The organism is Bifidobacterium sp. LH_389 (assembly GCF_056357235.1).
This window is the reverse complement of record NZ_JBKEVR010000007.1, coordinates 89,790-109,344: the sequence shown is the minus strand read 5'-3', so window position 1 is coordinate 109,344 and position 19,555 is coordinate 89,790. Positions and strand designations below refer to the sequence as shown.

Sequence of the window (19,555 nt, the reverse complement as noted above, 5' to 3'; positions counted from 1 at the left end):
ATTCCTTGACCCCTCTTGGGGTCTGTACCCTCCATGTGGAACACGTGGTTGATAGGCCGGACGTGGAAGCCGCGCGAGCGGTGGAGCTGACCGGTACTAATGGGGGAACGCCAACACGACACACGCCTTCTTCCGGGAGTGCGTGTGCGTGGGATGGTTGGGCGTCGGATTCGTCTGCGGCACGGAGCACAAGCGTGCTTCACACAACGACAGGCAACGAGGGTTGCTCGCGTCCATTGTCCGGTTCCCGGACCGCCACCATGCGTTGGTTTTTGCGGTGGTCATGGCCCAGGGGTCACGCCCGGTCCCTTTCCGAACCCGGTAGCTAAGGCCTGGCACGGTGATGGTACTGCACCCGAGAGAGTGTGGGAGAGTAACACACCGCCGCAAATACACTTACAACGGCCCGGAGGGATGTCTCCCTCCGGGCCGTTTTCGTATTCGGGCGGGCTGTTCGACGCTTGTCCCGCCGTTCCTTGCCGATTGCAGCCTGAGTGCGGATACCGTCATGCCGGGGTGTCCGGCTATCGCGGGCATTGGCCGGGGAACGCAACCGCAAACCCGAACCACCCACACCCCGAAGAACAGACGAAAACTCCTTGCCGGATCATCCCCCGGGTGTGGGGCAAACCGCGCTATGCGCCACGCTCCGCCTCCTCCGTGAGGATCATCCCCGCGGGTGCGGGGCAAACACGCCGGTGATGGTGGCCGGTGCGCTCGTGACCGGATCATCCCCGCGGGTGCGGGGCAAACTGGAGTCGGCCTTGCGCGATGACGCGCATGCCCGGATCATCCCCGCGGGTGCGGGGAAAACGTCCGGCGCGGGCCTGCTCACTTGGCCATGTCCGGATCATCCCCGCGGGTGCGGGGCAAACCTCGTTCGGTCAGTCTCCTATGTGTCTTAGGTCGGATCATCCCCGCGGGTGCGGGGAAAACTGGACGCCCTTCCACTGGCCGGTGGGCGTGCCAGGATCATCCCCGCGGGTGCGGGGAAAACTCAATTAAGACCGCCTCTCACCCGGCCCCGACCGGATCATCCCCGCGGGTGCGGGGAAAACGTGCGAAGGAACGCGAAAGGGTCGACGCCAGGCGGATCATCCCCGCGGGTGCGGGGAAAACGCCGGGTGGAGCGTGTATTGGGCGGCTTCGTCCGGATCATCCCCGCGGGTGCGGGGAAAACTCCCGCCATTACGGCAAGAGAGGGGCTGTAGACGGATCATCCCCGCGGGTGCGGGGAAAACCATGTGCAGGAAACGCATGGAAATCGAAACTCCGGATCATCCCCGCGGGTGCGGGGAAAACGGGCGTCGGCTGTTCGTCGCGGTGCGCAGGCCCGGATCATCCCCGCGGGTGCGGGGAAAACATGGGCGTGCGCACCGGCTCCCCATCCGCATCCGGATCATCCCCGCGGGTGCGGGGAAAACGGACCCACACAACCGTTGAAATGAAGCCGATTCGGATCATCCCCGCGGGTGCGGGGAAAACGGCGTCACCGTCTGCCCCGAATGGGAACGGGACGGATCATCCCCGCGGGTGCGGGGAAAACGCGAACCGCAGCTGCATGTACGGGGTGCCGTTCGGATCATCCCCGCGGGTGCGGGGAAAACGTTGGGGTCTCCCCCGCGGCATCCGTGCTGGTCGGATCATCCCCGCGGGTGCGGGGAAAACCTCAGTTCGTCGGGGAACATGTGGTTCATGGTCGGATCATCCCCGCGGGTGCGGGGAAAACCAGAAGGTCATCCAGTTCGCGCTCTTCACGGTCGGATCATCCCCGCGGGTGCGGGGAAAACCACGAGTCCTTCACGTCGATGGGCATGAACCCCGGATCATCCCCGCGGGTGCGGGGAAAACATGGCAGCGCCTCGCCCTGCCCACGGGCATGGCGGATCATCCCCGCGGGTGCGGGGAAAACATAGGCGACATGCCGATCGGGGACTGCGGGTGCGGATCATCCCCGCGGGTGCGGGGAAAACATGCAGTCACGAATCAGCCAACTGTCGCAGGACGGATCATCCCCGCGGGTGCGGGGAAAACCTGATCCGCCTGCTGCTGCATCATATGGGTGGCGGATCATCCCCGCGGGTGCGGGGAAAACCTGTACACACGCCCCGACGACTTCGACGGCACCGGATCATCCCCGCGGGTGCGGGGAAAACGTACGGGTGCGGGGGCTACCGCGCGCGGGCCGCGGATCATCCCCGCGGGTGCGGGGAAAACGTCCACTCCAGCATTCACACGCCGGCCTGGAACGGATCATCCCCGCGGGTGCGGGGAAAACTGCTCCTAGTCCTGGTCGTCTGTCGTTCGGGCCGGATCATCCCCGCGGGTGCGGGGAAAACCAGGACCGACCGTAGCCCACGGAAGCCGAGAGAGGATCATCCCCGCGGGTGCGGGGAAAACGAGGAAATCAGGTTCCGCAACGGCAGCCGCATCGGATCATCCCCGCGGGTGCGGGGAAAACCGCATCAGCCGAACGCTCATGAACCTCACCGACGGATCATCCCCGCGGGTGCGGGGAAAACATGAACCTCTACGACAACCTCGCCGCAGACGACGGATCATCCCCGCGGGTGCGGGGAAAACTGGCAGGTCGCAGGCGGCTACAACTCCACCGACGGATCATCCCCGCGGGTGCGGGGAAAACGTTGGCGGAGCCGTAGCGCAGCTTCGCGGACGTGGATCATCCCCGCGGGTGCGGGGAAAACGGTGGTGCCGTCCGCGTTGGTGGTGTCGTCCGCGGATCATCCCCGCGGGTGCGGGGAAAACCGATGCCTCGTGCAGTGCGCTGCTGCCGGTGCCGGATCATCCCCGCGGGTGCGGGGAAAACCGGCCTTGAGTGAGGCCAGCCATCTGTCTATGCGGATCATCCCCGCGGGTGCGGGGAAAACACCGTCACCACGAAGCAGGGGGTCACCCAAACCGGATCATCCCCGCGGGTGCGGGGAAAACCCCAGTAGGATACGGCCGGGGCGGAGCAGCGCCGGATCATCCCCGCGGGTGCGGGGAAAACCGATTCGCTCAACGGCATCAGGTCCGACATCGCGGATCATCCCCGCGGGTGCGGGGAAAACTCCTTGGCGCGTTTCTCCCATTCGCGCGAGTGCGGATCATCCCCGCGGGTGCGGGGAAAACAAAACCCTCGGCTCCACGATGAAGGCCAACCCCGGATCATCCCCGCGGGTGCGGGGAAAACGGGTTTTTCAGATTGCCGTTTGCCGCTATCCACGGATCATCCCCGCGGGTGCGGGGAAAACGTCGTTCTCCCTCGCCTTGTCCCATTTGCGGTAGGATCATCCCCGCGGGTGCGGGGAAAACGACGGCGACAGCGAACCCGCATGGTGCGGGAACGGATCATCCCCGCGGGTGCGGGGAAAATGTCGACGGCTTCGGCGTTCCAGTCGTCCTCGCCGGATCATCCCCGCGGGTGCGGGGAAAACAAATGGAGGAATCCTCCAGCAACGCGTACGAACGGATCATCCCCGCGGGTGCGGGGAAAACCTATTCGCCAGCCACGGAATCGCCTGCACCTGCGGATCATCCCCGCGGGTGCGGGGAAAACCCCGCAGCCCCTCACCTCGAATGCCATCGTTCCGGATCATCCCCGCGGGTGCGGGGAAAACGCCGTTGTGGTTGCGTCGCCTTGGCTTCTCGCCGGATCATCCCCGCGGGTGCGGGGAAAACAAGAAGGGCGACGTGTACAACATCACCGGCGCCGGATCATCCCCGCGGGTGCGGGGAAAACGTGGCGGCCGCCTTGTCCGCGCCGCTAGTCGCCGGATCATCCCCGCGGGTGCGGGGAAAACGTTTTGTCCTTCCCTGATTGCGTCGATGGCGTCGGATCATCCCCGCGGGTGCGGGGAAAACGGCGACGCCTCCATGCTCGCCGCCGCGAAGACCGGATCATCCCCGCGGGTGCGGGGAAAACGTCGGCGACGGCGTCGAGGCTTTCGCCCCAGCCGGATCATCCCCGCGGGTGCGGGGAAAACACCTTCGAAAAGGAACTCACCCAGCTCTACATCGGATCATCCCCGCGGGTGCGGGGAAAACGGTGGTGCCGTCCGCGTTGGTGGTGTCGTCCGCGGATCATCCCCGCGGGTGCGGGGAAAACTACCTGAACGCCACGTACATGAAGACCGGCGTCGGATCATCCCCGCGGGTGCGGGGAAAACATGAGCTTGGCGGTGTCCTCCAAGGTCATGACCGGATCATCCCCGCGGGTGCGGGGAAAACCCATCGCCGCCCTGTCCCCGAGCGAACCCCAGCGGATCATCCCCGCGGGTGCGGGGAAAACGGCACCAAACAGCACAGCGAAGCCGCCATCGACGGATCATCCCCGCGGGTGCGGGGAAAACTTGGTCTTCGGGTTTGTCGTAGACGTAGATGCCGGATCATCCCCGCGGGTGCGGGGAAAACAGTCTGATTTTATGCGGAAAACTTGGGGAATTGCAAGGAGAAATATTTGATTCGTGCAGTTGACGGACCGGCGGGAAGCGCGCTGACTGAAAGTGGCGGCATAGTCCTCCTCATGACCTGTCTGCTGTGATGACCATAGTGTATCGCGTTCAGCAGAGAGCCGGAATACCGGGATTTTGGGAAACAACATACAGGTGGATGCCGATACGGGGGGACTGGTATCATACACCGTCGATCCGCAATGCGGATGTGAACCGGGTATAAATATCGGTGAATAAAGAATCCTTGCATTGGCGGGGTTAATTAAGGAAGCTTGTATTGATTTTTTAAAGATGGGTATTAATATAGCTGTATAAGCTTTATGTTGATGCGGCAACCGACCCAAAGGAGGGGATCTGATGACACTTAACGATCTTCAGCCCCTTCTTGTGCCGCCGATGGGCAGAGAACGGCATTACTGGCGTCCGCGCGAGGACGCCTATATCTCCCGCAGCGAGAGACGCCGGGAGACGGGAGAGTATTACTCTGCAGTGCCTGCGCATATCGCAGGGTATTCACCTGTGATTCCGCCCGATATCAGTGCCACCATGGAGGAATCCGCTCGTGACCTCGGGAGGCTGGACGCGTATGCCACATCTCGATTCGGCGCCGGAGGACATGTGATGGGGCCGATGTCTTCAATCCTATTGCGTACGGAATCGACATCGTCGTCGCAGATCGAGAATCTGACGGTCGGAGCCAAGAATCTGGCATTGCAGGAATTGGGGGAAGGCAAGGGCGGCAATGCGGCCGTCGTGGTAGGTAACGTACGGGCCATGGAAGCGGCCTTGAAGCTGGCTGGTGACATCAGCGAGCCGAATCTGCTCGCCATGCATCATGCGCTGCTATCTCACCAAACGAACTGGGAGGAATACGCCGGCCGGTACCGGAACGAACTGGTGTGGGTCGGCAGCAGTTCGGCGGGACCGTTGCATGCCAGCCATGTCGGTCCGCAACCGGAACTGGTTCGTCCTCTCATTGCAGACCTGCTCGAATTCATCGGCCGCGATGATCTTCCCGTCATCCTTCAGTGCGCGATCGCGCACGCACAGTTCGAAACCATCCATCCGTTCGCGGACGGCAACGGTCGGGTAGGGCGTGCGCTGGTCCATGCCATTTTGCGCAACAAGGAGTTGACCGACAACGTCACTCCGCCGGTATCCGCGGGATTGCTGACGGACACCGAGCGTTACTTCGACGCGTTGGCCGCCTATCGCTCGGGAGATGCCAGACCCATTGTGGAATGCTTCGCCCATGCATGCCGGTATGCCGCAGCAACGGGAATCCAGCTCATCGATGATTTGACAGCCCAACTGGAACAATCACGGCAGGCACTCCACGGCGTACGCAGTGACGCCGCATCCTGGCAGGTACTGCCAAAGCTGATCGAACAGCCAATCGTCAATCAGGAATACCTCACTGCGACCATGGGACTCAGCCCGCCCGCGGCGCGCCGCGCAATCGCAACGCTGACCGATCGGGGCGTGCTGACCGAAATCATGGGCGGACGCAGAAACAAGGTTTGGGAACACGTGGGCATTATCCGGGTGCTGGATGATTACGCCAAACATCTGAGAAGGGAATAGCCATGCGGAGCAGCCATCGAGGAATGCCGCAGCTATCGCCGCAAGCCTTGTCGATATGGGCGAAAAGCGTGTATCAGGATCCGTTGGATACCCGATACCTGCAGCTGTGGCAGCACATGGAGGATACAGGCGCCATCGCCGCGCATGTGTGGGATGATTTCCTTCCATGCAATGTCAGATCCGTTCTGGCCGATGACATCGGCAACGAGGAAATGGCCCGAGACCTGTACCTCTTCGTTGCAACGATTCATGACGTCGGCAAGGCATCGCCGGCGTTTGCCGTGCAGGTACCCGAATTTGCAGACAAGATACGCATGCATGGCGGCCTTCGCATAGAACCGGCAATCGCAGCGGACTCCTTGCGATCGAAATTCCGTCACGAGCTCGTGGGATACCAAGCCCTTCACGAATGGTTCCGCACGCAGGGCGCATCCACGGAGGAAGGAAGCTTCGCGGATGGGGTTGCATGCATAGTTGCAGGGCACCATGGCACGTCGTTGACTAGCGAGAAGCGTGAACTGCTGAACGACTCTCGTGCGGAGGAATTCATCGGGGACCGTGCTTGGAGTGTAGTTCGCAGCGAGCTGCTGGATTGGATTGCCGTCGATTTTGCCAAGACACTGCAACATCTTCAGGACCGTCCTTTGCGCCGCAGGACGCAGATTCTGCTCACGGGATTGGTGATCATCGCAGACTGGATAGCCAGCGATACAAGGCTGTTCCCTCTGAACGAAGGGCCCTTAGACGAGCAGTGCTTTGACCCACATCGCAGGGCTGAACGTGCATGGCGCATGCTGCGTCTCCCCAGACCGTGGACGCCTCCGGTCGGTATGCCTGATCCTGACGAAGCCTTCGCCGGACAATTCGATATCCCCAATGCAAGATTGCGTCCCGTGCAACGCGAGGCGATTCGCATGGCCCAAAGCATGGCCAAGCCGGGACTGATGATCATTGAAGCCAACATGGGCGAAGGCAAAACGGAAGCTGCGCTGCTGGCCGCCGAGATATTGGCTGCGCGATTCCGTTGCGGCGGCGTGTACTATGCACTGCCGACGCAGGCAACGGTCAACGCCATGTTCACGCGCGTGCTCGATTGGGTGGGACATCTGCCCGCTGAACAGAAAAGCGGAATGGCGTCGTTGTTCCTGGCACACGGCAAACGCGCACTCAACGACGAATACGAGCGCATGCGCGAACAATGGTTCGACGACGGTAGCGGACTGGACGGGGATTTCCAAAAGGAAGAGTCCCGGGGACTTGTGTACGACGATGGGTGGGACTCCGGCTCGGCCGCTTTGCACCAGTCGATGCAGGCCGTCGTCAATGCGTGGCTGACCGGTCCCAAACGCGGCAACCTCTCCGATTTCGTCGTCGGAACTATCGATCAGGTGCTCATGGCGGGGCTGCGCAGCAAGCACGTGGTGCTGCGCCATCTCGCACTCGCCGGCAAAGTGGTGATTCTGGACGAGATTCACTCCAACACCGCCTATATGAACGTTTACATGGAGACGGTATTGGCTTGGCTGGGAGCATACGGAACGCCGGTGATCATGCTCAGCGCCACGTTGCCCCAGCAGCGTCGTCAGGCGTTTCTGCATGCCTATCGTCAAGGTGCGCGTGCGACTCGTGACGTCGAATCCCTGACAGCTGCCTTTGCCTCCGGCGAATCGGTCGACATACCGGTGCGGCGACGCAGACGACGATTCGATGCGGCAGCGCATCCAACTGCGGATGGCCTGGGCGAGCGCGATGGAAAGTCAACGGAGACGGACCTTGACCTGCGCTATCCGCTGATCAGCCAGGCCGCCGCGGACGGCATACTGGATTCCGCCCCTGCGCCATCCGGGCGGTCCCTCGGCATCCATGTCGCACTGATTGCGGATGACGACGCCACGTTGGTGAAGCTCCTGCGTGAACAGCTGCATGACGGTGGATGCGCCGTAGTCATCCGTAACACGGTATCGCGCGCACAGCACACGTACGAGCTGCTCTCGCGGGCCTTGGACGTTGACGTGACGCTGGCGCATTCCCGTTTCCTCGCCTTCGATCGGGCGCGCATCGACCGGGAACTGATCCGACGCTACGGCAAGAACAGCGGGCCAAGGCAACGCAGAGGCATAGTTGTCGCAACGCAGGTCGTGGAACAGTCGCTCGACGTGGACTTCGACCTGATGATCACCGACATCGCCCCGATCGATCTCATATTGCAGCGAGCGGGCCGGTTGCATCGGCATCGCCGTGGTGACGGGGAATCCGATCGCCCGAATCGGCTGAGAACGGCCAAACTGTTCATCACAGGCGTGACCGGCGGGCTTGAATCCGGTGAACCGCCGGAATTCGCCAGCCGAGTGTACGCACGGTATCTGCTCATGCGTTCTCTGGCGGTGACGGGTCTGACGGCATTCGGTGACGCCGTGCGGATGAACGTTCCCAGCGACATCCCTCGCATGGTTCAGAACGTATACGGCGAGGATGCGGATGTGTGCCCGCCGTCCTGGCGCAGCGGTCCGAAAGGAGAAAAGACGGCGAAGCGGCATCTGGCGGAGCAGCGTGAGCATAGCGAGAACATGGCGGGGCAACTGCGCATCTTCAACCCGCAATGGAAGCGATCCCCGTTCTCCTTGGACAACTGGCTGGCCGTGAACTTGCCGGACCCGGACACGCCGGGAATCTCCCAGCAGCGCCTTGTTGCCGCCGGTGTTCGCGAAACCGATGATTCCTTCGAAGTGATCGTGCTGCAACGGGACGAAGACGGTAACCTTCAGCTGCCATATTGGGGTGAATTCGACGAAACTGCCCTGCCTGCCGGCATGGCTGAGCCGCCGAGTCGACAACAGGTAAGGGACATACTGTCCTGCGCCATTTCCCTCGGACCATCGGCGTTGAACTACGTAGACATCGACGACGCCATCGAAGCGTTGGAACTCGCCGTACCGGATCAATGGCGTACCTACATGACGCAGAATCGCAATCTGACGGGCCAGCTGCTGGTAGTGTTGGACCATAGCGGGGAAGCGCAATACACGTTGCCGAGCAAAACCAAAGGCGGCAAACTCAGAAAGGCGACAACGATGCGATTCCGGTATTCGAAGGAGAAAGGGTGGCAAACCGATGCCGAGTAATGGAATTTCCTTCAATCTGATGCGCCGGCCTTGGATTCCCGCCACCATGCTTGACGGCACCCACCGGATGCTGTCGATCAGAGATGTGATTGATCTGTCCCCAACAATCCGCAGCATCGACGGCGACATGCCCCTGCAGCGTTTCGCACTGACCAGACTGCTGATCTCGGTGCTGTACGGCACGTTCGGGCACGACTTCTCCGTTGCGGAATGGCAAAACCTGTTTGATCTCGGGCCCACCGACCCAGCCGTGCGGCAGGCGATCCACGAGTATTGCGAAGAGCAGGAAGGCCGGTTCGATCTGTTCGACGATGAGGCGCCGTTCTATCAGGTCGCCGGACTGCACACGGCCAAGCATGAGGTATTTGGGCTGGAACGCCTGATACTGGACGTTCCGAGCGGCGAACCGTTCTTCACCACGCGCGCCGGAGACGGACTCGCTTCCATGGATGCCGCCGAAGCCGCCCGTTGGCTGGTCACCGTGCAGGCATACGACGCCTCCGGCATCAAATCCGGAGCGGTGGGTGATCCGCGCGTCAAAGGAGGGAAGGGTTACCCCATCGGTGTGGCGTGGACCGGGCATTTGGGAGGGCTGCTGGTGGAAGGAGCGACCCTATGGCAGACGCTGATGCTGAACTTTGTGGGAGAGGACGTGCTCGACGCCTCCGATTCCGGCGTGAATTGGGACGACGATGCGCCGGCGTGGGAACGACCGGCGTATACCGCTTGCGCTGCGGAAGGATTCGATCAGGCCGCCGAGCGAGTGGCGGAAACCTCGTTCTTCCACGGGCCTGCAACGCTGCTGACATGGCAGTCGCGCAGGATTCTGCTGGCGCATCACGGCGAAACTGTCACCGGAGTACTGGTATGCAACGGAGACCGGCTCAAGCCGCAGAATGCGCAGGCCTATGAAATGATGACCGGGTGGCGGCGGAGTCCCGCTCAGGAAAAGACGCTGAAGCATCCACGGGTATACATGCCTCGCAAACACGACCCGAGCCGTGCCCTGTGGCGAGGTCTGCCGACACTGACCGTGGAAGCCCAGACGAGCGATTCCTCGGAGGCTTCCGCTGCATTGCGGCCGTATTCGCTGCGATGGCTGTCCACAGTATGCGCGAATCGGCCGATTCCGGTTCGGCTCCATGCCTTCGGCGTTGAATACGGCAACAACGACGCCGTAATCGACGCGACGGTGGACGACGTGCTCGATCTCAATCTGGTGGTGCTCACCTCGAGGAACCCGCAGATGGGAAAGATGCTGCAGGAAGCGGTCAACAACGTTGACCAAGGGGTTATCGCCTTACGCTCCTTTGCGGCAAACCTCGCGCTTGCCGCAGGGCTGCCGACCGACCGGCCGCGGCAGCAGGCGGGAGAACTGGGATATGCGGCTTTCGACAGCGCATTTCGACAATGGGTCCGTGGCATCGACAGCGACGGCAACATTGCCGCGCTGCGGTCGCAATGGAACCGCATCGCCAAGCGCCTGCTGGTGCGATTGGGAATGCAGCTCGCCGCGCAGGCACCCGTTCGTGCCATCGTCGGACGAGTCGTTGCCACGCCGAGCGGCGAGCCACAGCACTATTCCGCGGCACTGGCCGAGATCTGGTATCGCGGCAAACTCAACTCCATATTCCCCGACCAGAAAGGGCAGTGACGTATGGACAGGCACTACATTGCACTTACGCCGTTCGGCAAGTGGGTCAGCGGGCGAGTGCGGCTGCTGGCAACCGGCGGCCGCGCCTCATCCGGCGTCAAACACGGCGGATACATCCGAAACGATGCGTACGCGACCGCGGCCATAGCCAGACTGCGGCATGCGGTGGGACATGAGGTGGGGATGGACCCGGACATCTTCGAATGGACCATGCCGGACACGGACGATCCCGACGTTACGGGGCCCGTCGACCGATACCGGGACGAACCGACGCCGCAGGAACGCGCCGCCCATGCAGCCGTAACGCTGTACGCGGTGCAACAGCAGTCCATCCATGACATGCCCATGCATACCGACGAAGACATATCACTTGGCCGAGCGGTGGGACGCATGGCCTACGGCAACTTCAACGAAACGGGAATCCGGCGTCTCTTCGATCAGCTGCAGACTTCCGGAAGCTGGAAGGAACTGATCCGGCATACGCTGAGCATGGTCAAGCTGCTCAAACGGGAACGCATTGCCCTGAACTACGGACTGCTCGCGCAGGATCTCATGGCATTGCAGTCGGATCGTGACAGAGCCAATGCCGTACGTATGCGATGGGGACGTGACTTCCAGAGTGCCTATCGTCACAGACAACTCGAAGACGGCAAGACGCAATCGTAACGTCCGGGGCATTCCGTCTCCGCTCCCTCGCTTATCCGTAGTTATTGCAACAATCCGCCAGCACAACGCAAAGGAACCATCATGACCGACAGCACCCGTACCATCATCGAAATCCACGCACTGGAAACCACCTCGGCGAGCAACCTGAACCGAGACGACACAGGCAGCCCCAAGACACTCGAATACGGCGGCGTCAAGCGCGCACGCGTTTCCAGTCAGGCGTGGAAACGCCCCACCAGGGAAATGTTCCGGACCCTGCTCGATCCCAAGGATCTCGGCATACGCACCAAACGCGTCGTCGAAGTACTGCGGGACCGCATTCTGGAACTTGCTCCCGGAACGGACCCTGAATCCGCAGTGAAGGCGGCGGAAAGCGTGCTCCGCGACGGTGCCGGCATCAAGCTGGACAAGCCCCGCGCCAAAAAGGGCGATGACGAGGACAACGCCTTGCAGCAATCCAAGTACCTGCTGTTCATGGGTAATCGCCAATACGACCAGTTGGCGGCCATAGCCGTCGACGCACTGGAACAGGACGATCCGGCGAAGCGAATCAAAGACAAGGACGTGAAGAAACGCATCAAGCAGATCGTAGCCAACGACCGATCCGTTGATGTGGCGCTGTTCGGTCGCATGGTGGCCGACGACACCGACCTGAACGTGGACGCCACGGTGCAGGTGGCGAACGCCATCAGCGTACATGCGGTGGATACCGAATCCGATTTCTTCACCGCGGTCGATGACGTCAAGCGCAACAGCGAGGACGAAGGCGATTCGGGCGCAGCCATGATGGGACAGATCGAATTCAACGCCGCCACCTACTACCGTTACGCCAACGTGGACGTGAACCGGCTCAACGACGTTCTGGGAGATGCCAACGCAACGGCAAAGGCCGTCGCGGCATTCATCAAGGGATTCCTGTTCAGCATGCCGCAGGGCAAGGTCAGCACCTTCGCCCAAGGGACGCTGCCGGATCTGGCAGTGGTCAACCTGCGCGACACCCAAGCCGTGAACCTGGTGGGGGCGTTCACGCGCCCGGTGGAGCCTGACTATGTGCAGCACGCCACCGAGGCATTGGTGCGGCGAGAAAAGGACTTCGAACGCGCTTACGACATAGCGCCCGTGCACACATGGGTGGTTCGCGTGGGAGACGACACCGCAGCCGCCGATCAGCTTGCCGAACCTACGTCCATGAGGGAACTGCTTGAGGGCGTCGAAGCGGCGGTCCGTGATCGTCTCGGCACTGCAGCGCAGGAGTGAGCCATGGCGGTACTGCTGATCAGACTGGCCGCTCCCATGCAGTCATGGGGGGCCAGCAGCCGGTATACCCGGCGTGAGACGGAAAGCGCCCCGACCAAAAGCGGTGTGATCGGCATGGTCGCGGCGGCTCTGGGCATACCGAGATGGGGCTCGCTGGAACGGTTCCGCGGTTTGCGGTTCGGCGTGCGCATCGATCAGCCCGGTACGCTTCTGTCCGACTACCACACCGCCAAGAACGATCGCGGCGAGATGTTGCCGCTGTCTCGCCGCTACTACCTGCAGGACGCCGTGTTCCTTGCGGGACTGGAAAGCGAAGACGAGCAGGAATTGGGCGCCTACCGACAGGCATTAGCTCGGCCGTACTATCCGTTGTTCCTCGGACGACGCTCCTGCCCGCCGGACGGGCCGTTGCGCACATGGCTGCTGGACAAATCGCTGGAAGAGGCATTGCAAGAAATTCCTTGGCAGGCGGAGGAATGGTACCAGCGGCAGGCTCTGCGCGGGGAAGCGGCATTCCCGGAACGTTGCTTTGCGACGGTGCTCATCGAACCCTCGGACGATGCCCGGGAAAGCGGCGGTTTCGTAGATGAGCTGGCCGATGAGCCGGTGTCCTTCGATCCGCGCCGCCGCCGGTGGGGATCACGCCGCATTGCCCGACTGATCGACGACATTCACCCGATCCCGACGGTCAGCGTACCGGCCGGACAATCCGAACGGCAACGCGAAGAGACGCAGCCGTCGGTATTCGACGGCGATGCGATCTTCACGGCGGTGGCATCGACCTCACAAGGAGAACGATCATGACGCAATTCACCAGAGTGATCATCGATCCGCGTCATCGCCACGCACGATGGGCGATGATGTCGCTGGAGAGACTCCATGCCATCGTGGCCAGAGCAAACGATCCCGAATGGCTCGGCGCTCCGCATGCGCTGTGGCGGCTGGATGAAGGGCGTGGCGGCGCTCCGTCCCGACTGTACATCGTCTCCGAGCGGATTCCCGACTCCCGCGTGCTGTTTGCACAATTCGGTGCCGGTCCGCAAGCCATAGCCACCTGCGAATACGAACCGTTTCTCGAAGGACTCGCCGCAGGGCAGGAATGGGCGTTCCGTTTGAAGGCCAACCCCACGCGGTCGGAACCATCGGGAGTGCCCGGATGCCGAGGAAAGCGCACCGGACTGACGAAAGTGGACGACCAACTGGAATGGCTGTACCGGCAAGCTCGGAAAGCGGGGTTCCACATGCCCATCAACCGGCTGGAAATGCCGGAGGTCATGGTGAGGGAATCACGGAAGATCGACTTCGCCCGGCAGGATTCCACGGTCACCTTCGTCTCGGCGGTATACGACGGCATACTCGCAGTGGACGATCCCGACCTACTGAGGACGGCCCTGACGACTGGCATCGGCAGGGCGAAAGGCTATGGGTTCGGCCTGCTGACCTTGGTGCCGGTCTCCCGCAATCTGTCCGAAGCCGCTGCAAACTGTCGACGGGCCTGAGCCATGAGCGGAAAGAAGACCGCGGTTCCCGGCATCAAGCCTCCGCCGTTGCCCTCGCTGGTCAGGGTGCAGGACCGCCTCACGTTCCTGTACGCCGAGCATTGCGTGGTCAACCGTGCGGACAATGCCGTCACGATCACCGACGCCCGCGGAACGGTACACGTGCCCGCGGCGGCATTGAGCGTGCTGATGCTCGGTCCCGGCAGCAACATCACCTACGCCGCCATCTGCCTGCTGGCCGAGTCCCGTGCCACATGCATATGGGTGGGTGAGCGTGGCGTACGCTACTACTGCCATGGTGCCTCGCTCGCCCAATCGACCCATCTGCTCGAAGCGCAGGCCAAACTGGTTTCCTCCGAACGCACGCGGGTGAAAGTGGCGCGGCGCATGTACGCCATGCGGTTCCCCGACGAAACGACCGACGGGTTGACCATGCAGCAGCTGCTGGGCAAGGAAGGCACCAGAGTGAGACGCGCCTACGAACGCGAATCCGCGCGTACGGGAGTGGCATGGTCGGGCCGCTCGTACAAAACCACGGACTTCGACGATGCCGACGAAGTCAACAAGGCGCTGTCCGCTGCCAACACCGCGCTGTACGGCGTGGTCCACGCGGTCATCGTGGCGTTGGGCTGTGCTCCGGGACTGGGATTCGTGCATGCGCGCAATGAACGGAGCTTCGTGTACGACATCGCAGACCTGTACAAGGTGGACATCACCGTTCCGCTGGCATTCGACCTTGTTGCCGATCAGGTGGAGGACGTGTCCGTCGCGGCGCGAAGGGGCGTTCGAGACCGGATGAAGGATGGCAAGTTCCTGCAGCGATGCGTGAAGGACATACGGTCGCTGCTGCTGAGCGAGGAGGAACTGGCGGCCGAGCCGCTCGAAGTGGAAGACATGACATCCGGCGTGACGACCCAGCTGTGGTCCGGGGCATCCGGATACAAAGAGGCCGGAAAGAACTACGCTCCCGGTGCTCCGGAAATCCGGTATGGCGGCGAAACGGACGATTTTCCGCCGTTCGAGGATGGAACACAAATATGATCGTCGTCGTGCTGTCCGTTGTGCCGCCCAAGCTTCGGGGGCATCTGACCCGCTGGCTCTTTGAAATCGCTCCATGCGTATACGTGGGCAAGGTATCCGCACGGGTCAGGGACCTGCTATGGGAACAGATCTCGGAAAACCTCGGGAGCGACGGCAAGGCGGTCATGGTCTACCCGGCGAACAACGAGCAGGGTCTGGAATTCCGGACCCGCGGGCATGAATGGCAACCTGTCGACTACGACGGGCTGGAGCTCATCATGCGGCCGAACAGCACGAAGACCCAGCAGAGGAATGCCGAGCGGAAGGCCGGCGGCGGGCGAACCGGATGGAGCAAGGTATCACGGTATCGACGGTTCGGAAGTTAGCGGGAACGGACGGTGGCGGCTTCTGCCCCGGCAGTGCATTGACAGAGGAATGGGGGGCGGTAGCATTGAAGGGATGACGCAGTGAGGCGAGGGGAGCGGTGAGGGCGATGGGACGATCGGGATGGCGACGATGGATAGCGACGGGGATTGCCGTAATGGGGCTTGTTGCGTTGTGCGGGTGTGGAACGGCGTCGCCGGGGATTTCGAGCGGGCCAGCAGGACCGGCAACGTCCAGGACGGATGGCGGCAGTTCGGTGGGGAGCGGGGTGCAGACCGCTCCCGGGGCGATTGGCGACGGAACCGGCGGCGATGGCGCTGCGAACACCGGCTCCTGCGAAGGGCTGAGCGATGAATCCGAGGATACGTCTGACGACGCATCCGGGTCGTCGGCGCACAGTGCATCGCCCAAGGAGCAGTGCGAGGCTGCGTCGTACTGGTCGTCCGGGCGGCTGGCGCCGTGGGAGGCGAGCGCGGGGAATGCCGCCGGCGATCGATCGGGCAGGCAGCTGCCGCGCGTGGAGGATGCGTATGCCGCCGAGCGCAAGGACGAGAACGTGCAAGCCGCTGGTGTTGACGGACAATCGGCGCCGGCAGACGACGAGCGTGTCGTACGACTGGCCAGCTATGCGGTGATCGACGACATGCGGCTGCGCGTGTATTTCATGGGCGGTGTGTGTGAAACGTACCGGATAACGGTCGAAGAGACGGATGCGCAGGTGCGCGTGACCCTGCTGGCCAGAACGGCAGCAGGCGATGCGGCGGACGGCGGCGGATGTGCAGCCGTGGCATCGTACGCCTCCGCGACGGTCGGGTTGGGCCGGGCGATCGGGAATCGCACGGTGATTGACGGCGGTACGGCAGCCGGTAACGGAGACTGAGCCAGGGAGTGAGCGGCATGCGTTGCCGGTGCGGCTGGTGCAGCCGTTGACTGTTGCCGGGAAGATGCGCGTATACTGTTCGGGACCGTTGACGGCCGATGCGGGCCAGCCGCGGATCGGTGAGTCAGCGCAACGGGCGGGAGCAGCAGGAGAACGATGAATCAGCCGGGGAACAATCAGCCGGACCAGCGGCAGCGGCAGAACCACACCCTGCATACCGATCTTAAGCGGGGCATGGAAGCGCGGCACCTGCAGATGATCTCGCTCGGCGGGGTGATCGGTACGGGCCTGTTCCTCAGCTCCGGCTACACCATTCAGCAGGCCGGACCCATCGGCACGATCCTCGCCTACGGCATCGGTGCGCTCATCGTCTATCTGGTGATGCTCACGCTCGGCGAACTGTCCGTGGCCATGCCCGTCACCGGATCGTTTCACGTGTACGCCGAACGGTTCATTGGCCCGGCGACCGGATTCGTGATCGCCATTCAATACTGGCTCACTTGGACCGTAGCGCTCGGCTCCGAATTCACCGCGGCGGGACTGCTCATGCAACGCTGGTTCTCGGACACGCCCACATGGATTTGGAGCGCCGCGTGCATCGTGCTCATCTTCACCGCGAACGCGCTCTCGGTACGATTCTTCGCCGAAGCCGAGTTCCTGTTCGCCAGCATCAAGGTGATCGCCATCTGCGCGTTCATTGCCATCGGTCTGCTCGCCATCTTCGGCATCATTCCCATCGCCGGCTACCAGCACGCACCCCTGTTCGGCAATCTGGTCCGGGACGGCATGTTCCCCAACGGATTCATGCCCGTGTTCGCGACCATTCTCACGGTGAACTTCGCGTTCTCCGGCACCGAGCTGATCGGTGTGACGGCCGGAGAGACACGCGACCCGGAAACCGCCGTGCCCAAAGCCATCCACACCACGCTGTGGAGGCTCATCCTGTTCTTCATCGGATCCATCACCGTCATGTGCGCGCTCATCCCATGGCGTGAAGCCGGCGTGGGGGAAAGCCCGTTCGTGCTCGTGTTCAATTCGATCGGCATACCGTACGCCGGTGACATCATGAACTTCGTGGTGCTCACGGCCGTACTCTCCGCATCCAACTCCGGCCTGTACGCGTCCACGCGCATGGTATGGTCCATGGGCAACGAAGGACTGATCCCCCGATGGTTCGCCAAGACCAACCGGCGAGGCGTGCCCATGCTCGCCCTGTGCGCGGCCATGGCGGGCGGTCTGCTCGCCTTGCTGTCTTCGGTGATCGCCGCATCCACTGTCTATCTGGTGCTCGTAGCGCTGTCCGGCCTGTCCGCTGTGGTGGTGTGGATCGCGATTGCCTACTGCCAGATCGTATTCCGACGCCGCTGGCTGGCGGGCGGGCACACCGTGGGTGAGCTCAAATACCGTACGCCCGGATACCCGTGGGTATCGTGGGCGGCGTTCGCCCTGTGCACGGCGTCGTTCGTACTTGTGGTGTTCGACGAGTCGCAGCGGTTCGCACTTGTGGCGGAACTCGTGTTCATCGCCGTGTGCTACGGCGTGTACTTCCTGATGCGTCGGTGGCGGCGCCGTGAGAATCGCACCGAGGAACCGGCGCGGCTACCGTAATGCGGGCGACTACTCCTCCTTCTGGCTGATGAGCAGGAGCACGCCGGCGATGACGCTGCAGAAGATCAGGTCGCACACGGCGAACGCGGTGGTATTCGGTCTTTCACCCTTGTACAGCCGCCAGCTGTGGACCGTCATCGGGACCATCCACGCCAAAGGTATGAGGAGCACGCCAGTGCCGATGGTGCTCAGCAGGTTGAGCACGAACGCGGCGAGCCGGAGGTTGCGATCGGTGTCCGTCAGATAGGACGCTTGTCCGTAGAAGGTCTGCTGTCCCGGTGTACCCTGCTGGGCGTATGGACCGTTGGCGTTCGCGCCGTAAGGATTCTGCGCGTAGGGGGCCGATTGGGGTGTTGCCTGCTGGGCGGGCGCATAGTCGTCCGTCCACTGGGTGCCGTCCCACCAGCGCAGACGGGTTTGGTCTCCCGAAGGGTCCGGGTACCAGCCGGGCTGCGGTGTCTCTGTCATGATGATCCTTGCTCGTGACGACTATTCTTCTGCTTTCACGATACCGTCACGGCCGGAGCCGAATTGCGGTTTTGGCGTTCAGGAAGCCACTGAAGCCGGCGTGACCGCGGATGCATCGAACAATTCGCTGGCGACCACGCAGACGGTGTCGTCGGTCAGGATGCCGTTGACCGCGCGGGCGTCGAAGGCGACGTCTACCCAAGCGCGGTGCGCGGGATATTCGGGACTGCCGGGCAGCGGGCTGTGCGAATGGGAATCCATGTAGGCACGCCACGAATCTCTGGTGTAGCGGATGGGATTGGCAAACTTCCGGACGGTGGGGTTGCGGAAGAACCGGGTCTGCGTTTCGCGGGAATGGCGGATGCTGCCGGACAGGCGCGCCGCGCGCTCGCCGTCTGAAACGGCGGACGGGCCGGCCGCGTTCTTCATGGCTGAGTCGAACGACGTGACGTTGTACAGAGAGACGAGCAGATAGCGGCCGTTGCGGGCGATGCGCCGGCATTCGGCAGGGAACCCGGACGGGGAGAACCAGTGTAGGGCCTGCGCCACGGTGATCACGTCGATGCCGTGGCTCGGCAGGCCGGTATGCTCGGCGGAACCGTCGAGCACCGTGACGTTGGGCAGCGATGCGGTCCGCGCCCGCAGCTCGGCGCGCATGTCGCCGTCCGGCTCGACGGCGAGCACCGGGAAGCCGAGGCCCGCCAGCGGAACGGTGAACTTGCCGGTGCCCGCCCCCACGTCGGCGATCATGGCCGTACCCTCCGGATTGGCCAGGGCACGGGCCTGAACGAGGGTGTTCACGTACTGCAACGCCTCGCGGGGATAACCCGGCCGTGCGTTCGCGTAGACGCCGGCCTTGCCATGGAATTGCGTGTCCGTCATGGACCCAGTATAGGTCCATGGGCGATTGCAAGATGGAACTGCAACCAAACGGGAGCTCGATAGGGCTGAGAGGAAGC

Annotated in this window: 12 protein-coding genes, 2 rRNA genes, 1 pseudogene and 1 CRISPR repeat array; of the genes and pseudogenes, 13 read left to right on the top strand and 2 right to left on the bottom strand. The window is 62.7% G+C overall.

What is annotated here, in order from left to right; genetic code table 11:
* From AC1AZA_RS08330 to AC1AZA_RS08270, 13 genes and pseudogenes are all read left to right on the top strand, one after another.
* Nucleotides 1-120 (top strand): 23S ribosomal RNA (locus AC1AZA_RS08330); the annotation flags it as partial.
* A 153-nt stretch (nucleotides 121-273) separates the two neighbouring features.
* Nucleotides 274-390 (top strand): 5S ribosomal RNA (rrf, locus tag AC1AZA_RS08325).
* Between the two features lie 273 nt (nucleotides 391-663).
* A CRISPR array of direct repeats spans nucleotides 664-4,413; the repeat unit is 29 nt; unit sequence CGGATCATCCCCGCGGGTGCGGGGAAAAC.
* Nucleotides 4,414-4,811: 398 nt separating this feature from the next.
* Complete coding sequence (locus AC1AZA_RS08320; RefSeq protein ID WP_476514191.1) at nucleotides 4,812-6,038, top strand: Fic family protein; 1,227 nt, start codon at nucleotides 4,812-4,814, stop codon at nucleotides 6,036-6,038.
* A gap of 2 nt (nucleotides 6,039-6,040) precedes the next feature.
* On the top strand, nucleotides 6,041-9,160 hold the full coding sequence (gene cas3, locus AC1AZA_RS08315; RefSeq protein WP_476514190.1) for a CRISPR-associated helicase Cas3': 3,120 nt from the start codon (nucleotides 6,041-6,043) through the stop codon (nucleotides 9,158-9,160).
* Nucleotides 9,150-10,814, top strand: coding sequence for a type I-E CRISPR-associated protein Cse1/CasA (gene casA, locus AC1AZA_RS08310; protein WP_476514189.1), 1,665 nt, complete (start codon nucleotides 9,150-9,152; stop codon nucleotides 10,812-10,814). The genes cas3 and casA overlap by 11 nt, the downstream gene beginning before the upstream one ends.
* Nucleotides 10,815-10,817: 3 nt before the next feature.
* Nucleotides 10,818-11,480, top strand: a complete 663-nt coding sequence (casB, locus tag AC1AZA_RS08305; RefSeq protein WP_476514188.1) for a type I-E CRISPR-associated protein Cse2/CasB — start codon at nucleotides 10,818-10,820, stop codon at nucleotides 11,478-11,480.
* 81 nt (nucleotides 11,481-11,561) lie between these two features.
* Nucleotides 11,562-12,737 (top strand): type I-E CRISPR-associated protein Cas7/Cse4/CasC, encoded by a 1,176-nt coding sequence (gene cas7e, locus AC1AZA_RS08300; RefSeq protein WP_476514187.1) that lies wholly within the window; start codon nucleotides 11,562-11,564, stop codon nucleotides 12,735-12,737.
* A 3-nt stretch (nucleotides 12,738-12,740) separates the two neighbouring features.
* A complete protein-coding gene (gene cas5e, locus AC1AZA_RS08295; RefSeq protein WP_476514186.1) occupies nucleotides 12,741-13,541 on the top strand; it encodes a type I-E CRISPR-associated protein Cas5/CasD in 801 nt (266 codons plus the stop codon).
* On the top strand, nucleotides 13,538-14,236 hold the full coding sequence (gene cas6e, locus AC1AZA_RS08290; protein ID WP_476514185.1) for a type I-E CRISPR-associated protein Cas6/Cse3/CasE: 699 nt from the start codon (nucleotides 13,538-13,540) through the stop codon (nucleotides 14,234-14,236). Before cas5e ends, cas6e begins: the two co-directional genes overlap by 4 nt.
* A 3-nt stretch (nucleotides 14,237-14,239) precedes the next feature.
* Nucleotides 14,240-15,277 (top strand): type I-E CRISPR-associated endonuclease Cas1e, encoded by a 1,038-nt coding sequence (gene cas1e, locus AC1AZA_RS08285; RefSeq protein ID WP_476514184.1) that lies wholly within the window; start codon nucleotides 14,240-14,242, stop codon nucleotides 15,275-15,277.
* On the top strand, nucleotides 15,274-15,642 hold the full coding sequence (cas2e, locus tag AC1AZA_RS08280) for a type I-E CRISPR-associated endoribonuclease Cas2e (RefSeq protein WP_476514183.1): 369 nt from the start codon (nucleotides 15,274-15,276) through the stop codon (nucleotides 15,640-15,642). The genes cas1e and cas2e overlap by 4 nt, the downstream gene beginning before the upstream one ends.
* Before the next feature lie 254 nt (nucleotides 15,643-15,896).
* A complete protein-coding gene (locus AC1AZA_RS08275; RefSeq protein ID WP_476514182.1) occupies nucleotides 15,897-16,520 on the top strand; it encodes a hypothetical protein in 624 nt (207 codons plus the stop codon).
* A 141-nt stretch (nucleotides 16,521-16,661) separates the two neighbouring features.
* A pseudogene (locus AC1AZA_RS08270) lies at nucleotides 16,662-18,128 on the top strand (amino acid permease); the annotation flags it as partial.
* Nucleotides 18,129-18,137: 9 nt separating this feature from the next.
* Here the strand turns inward: AC1AZA_RS08270 and AC1AZA_RS08265 are convergent.
* The gene (locus AC1AZA_RS08265) at nucleotides 18,138-18,596 is read right to left on the bottom strand and encodes a DUF2510 domain-containing protein (RefSeq protein WP_476514181.1); all 459 of its coding nucleotides are present in this window, start codon (nucleotides 18,594-18,596) and stop codon (nucleotides 18,138-18,140) included.
* A 78-nt stretch (nucleotides 18,597-18,674) separates the two neighbouring features.
* Complete coding sequence (locus AC1AZA_RS08260) at nucleotides 18,675-19,478, bottom strand: class I SAM-dependent methyltransferase (RefSeq protein ID WP_476514180.1); 804 nt, start codon at nucleotides 19,476-19,478, stop codon at nucleotides 18,675-18,677.
* Between the last annotated feature and the right edge of the window lie 77 nt (nucleotides 19,479-19,555).

Coding starts and splice junctions, on each gene's coding strand:
- cas6e (WP_476514185.1), top strand. CDS start 13,538: ATGACGCAATTCACCAGAGTGATCATCGATCCGCGTCATCGCCACGCA.
- casA (WP_476514189.1), top strand. CDS start 9,150: ATGCCGAGTAATGGAATTTCCTTCAATCTGATGCGCCGGCCTTGGATT.
- AC1AZA_RS08260 (WP_476514180.1), bottom strand. CDS start 19,478: ATGACGGACACGCAATTCCATGGCAAGGCCGGCGTCTACGCGAACGCA.
- casB (WP_476514188.1), top strand. CDS start 10,818: ATGGACAGGCACTACATTGCACTTACGCCGTTCGGCAAGTGGGTCAGC.
- cas2e (WP_476514183.1), top strand. CDS start 15,274: ATGATCGTCGTCGTGCTGTCCGTTGTGCCGCCCAAGCTTCGGGGGCAT.
- cas1e (WP_476514184.1), top strand. CDS start 14,240: ATGAGCGGAAAGAAGACCGCGGTTCCCGGCATCAAGCCTCCGCCGTTG.
- cas5e (WP_476514186.1), top strand. CDS start 12,741: ATGGCGGTACTGCTGATCAGACTGGCCGCTCCCATGCAGTCATGGGGG.
- cas3 (WP_476514190.1), top strand. CDS start 6,041: ATGCGGAGCAGCCATCGAGGAATGCCGCAGCTATCGCCGCAAGCCTTG.
- AC1AZA_RS08320 (WP_476514191.1), top strand. CDS start 4,812: ATGACACTTAACGATCTTCAGCCCCTTCTTGTGCCGCCGATGGGCAGA.
- cas7e (WP_476514187.1), top strand. CDS start 11,562: ATGACCGACAGCACCCGTACCATCATCGAAATCCACGCACTGGAAACC.
- AC1AZA_RS08265 (WP_476514181.1), bottom strand. CDS start 18,596: ATGACAGAGACACCGCAGCCCGGCTGGTACCCGGACCCTTCGGGAGAC.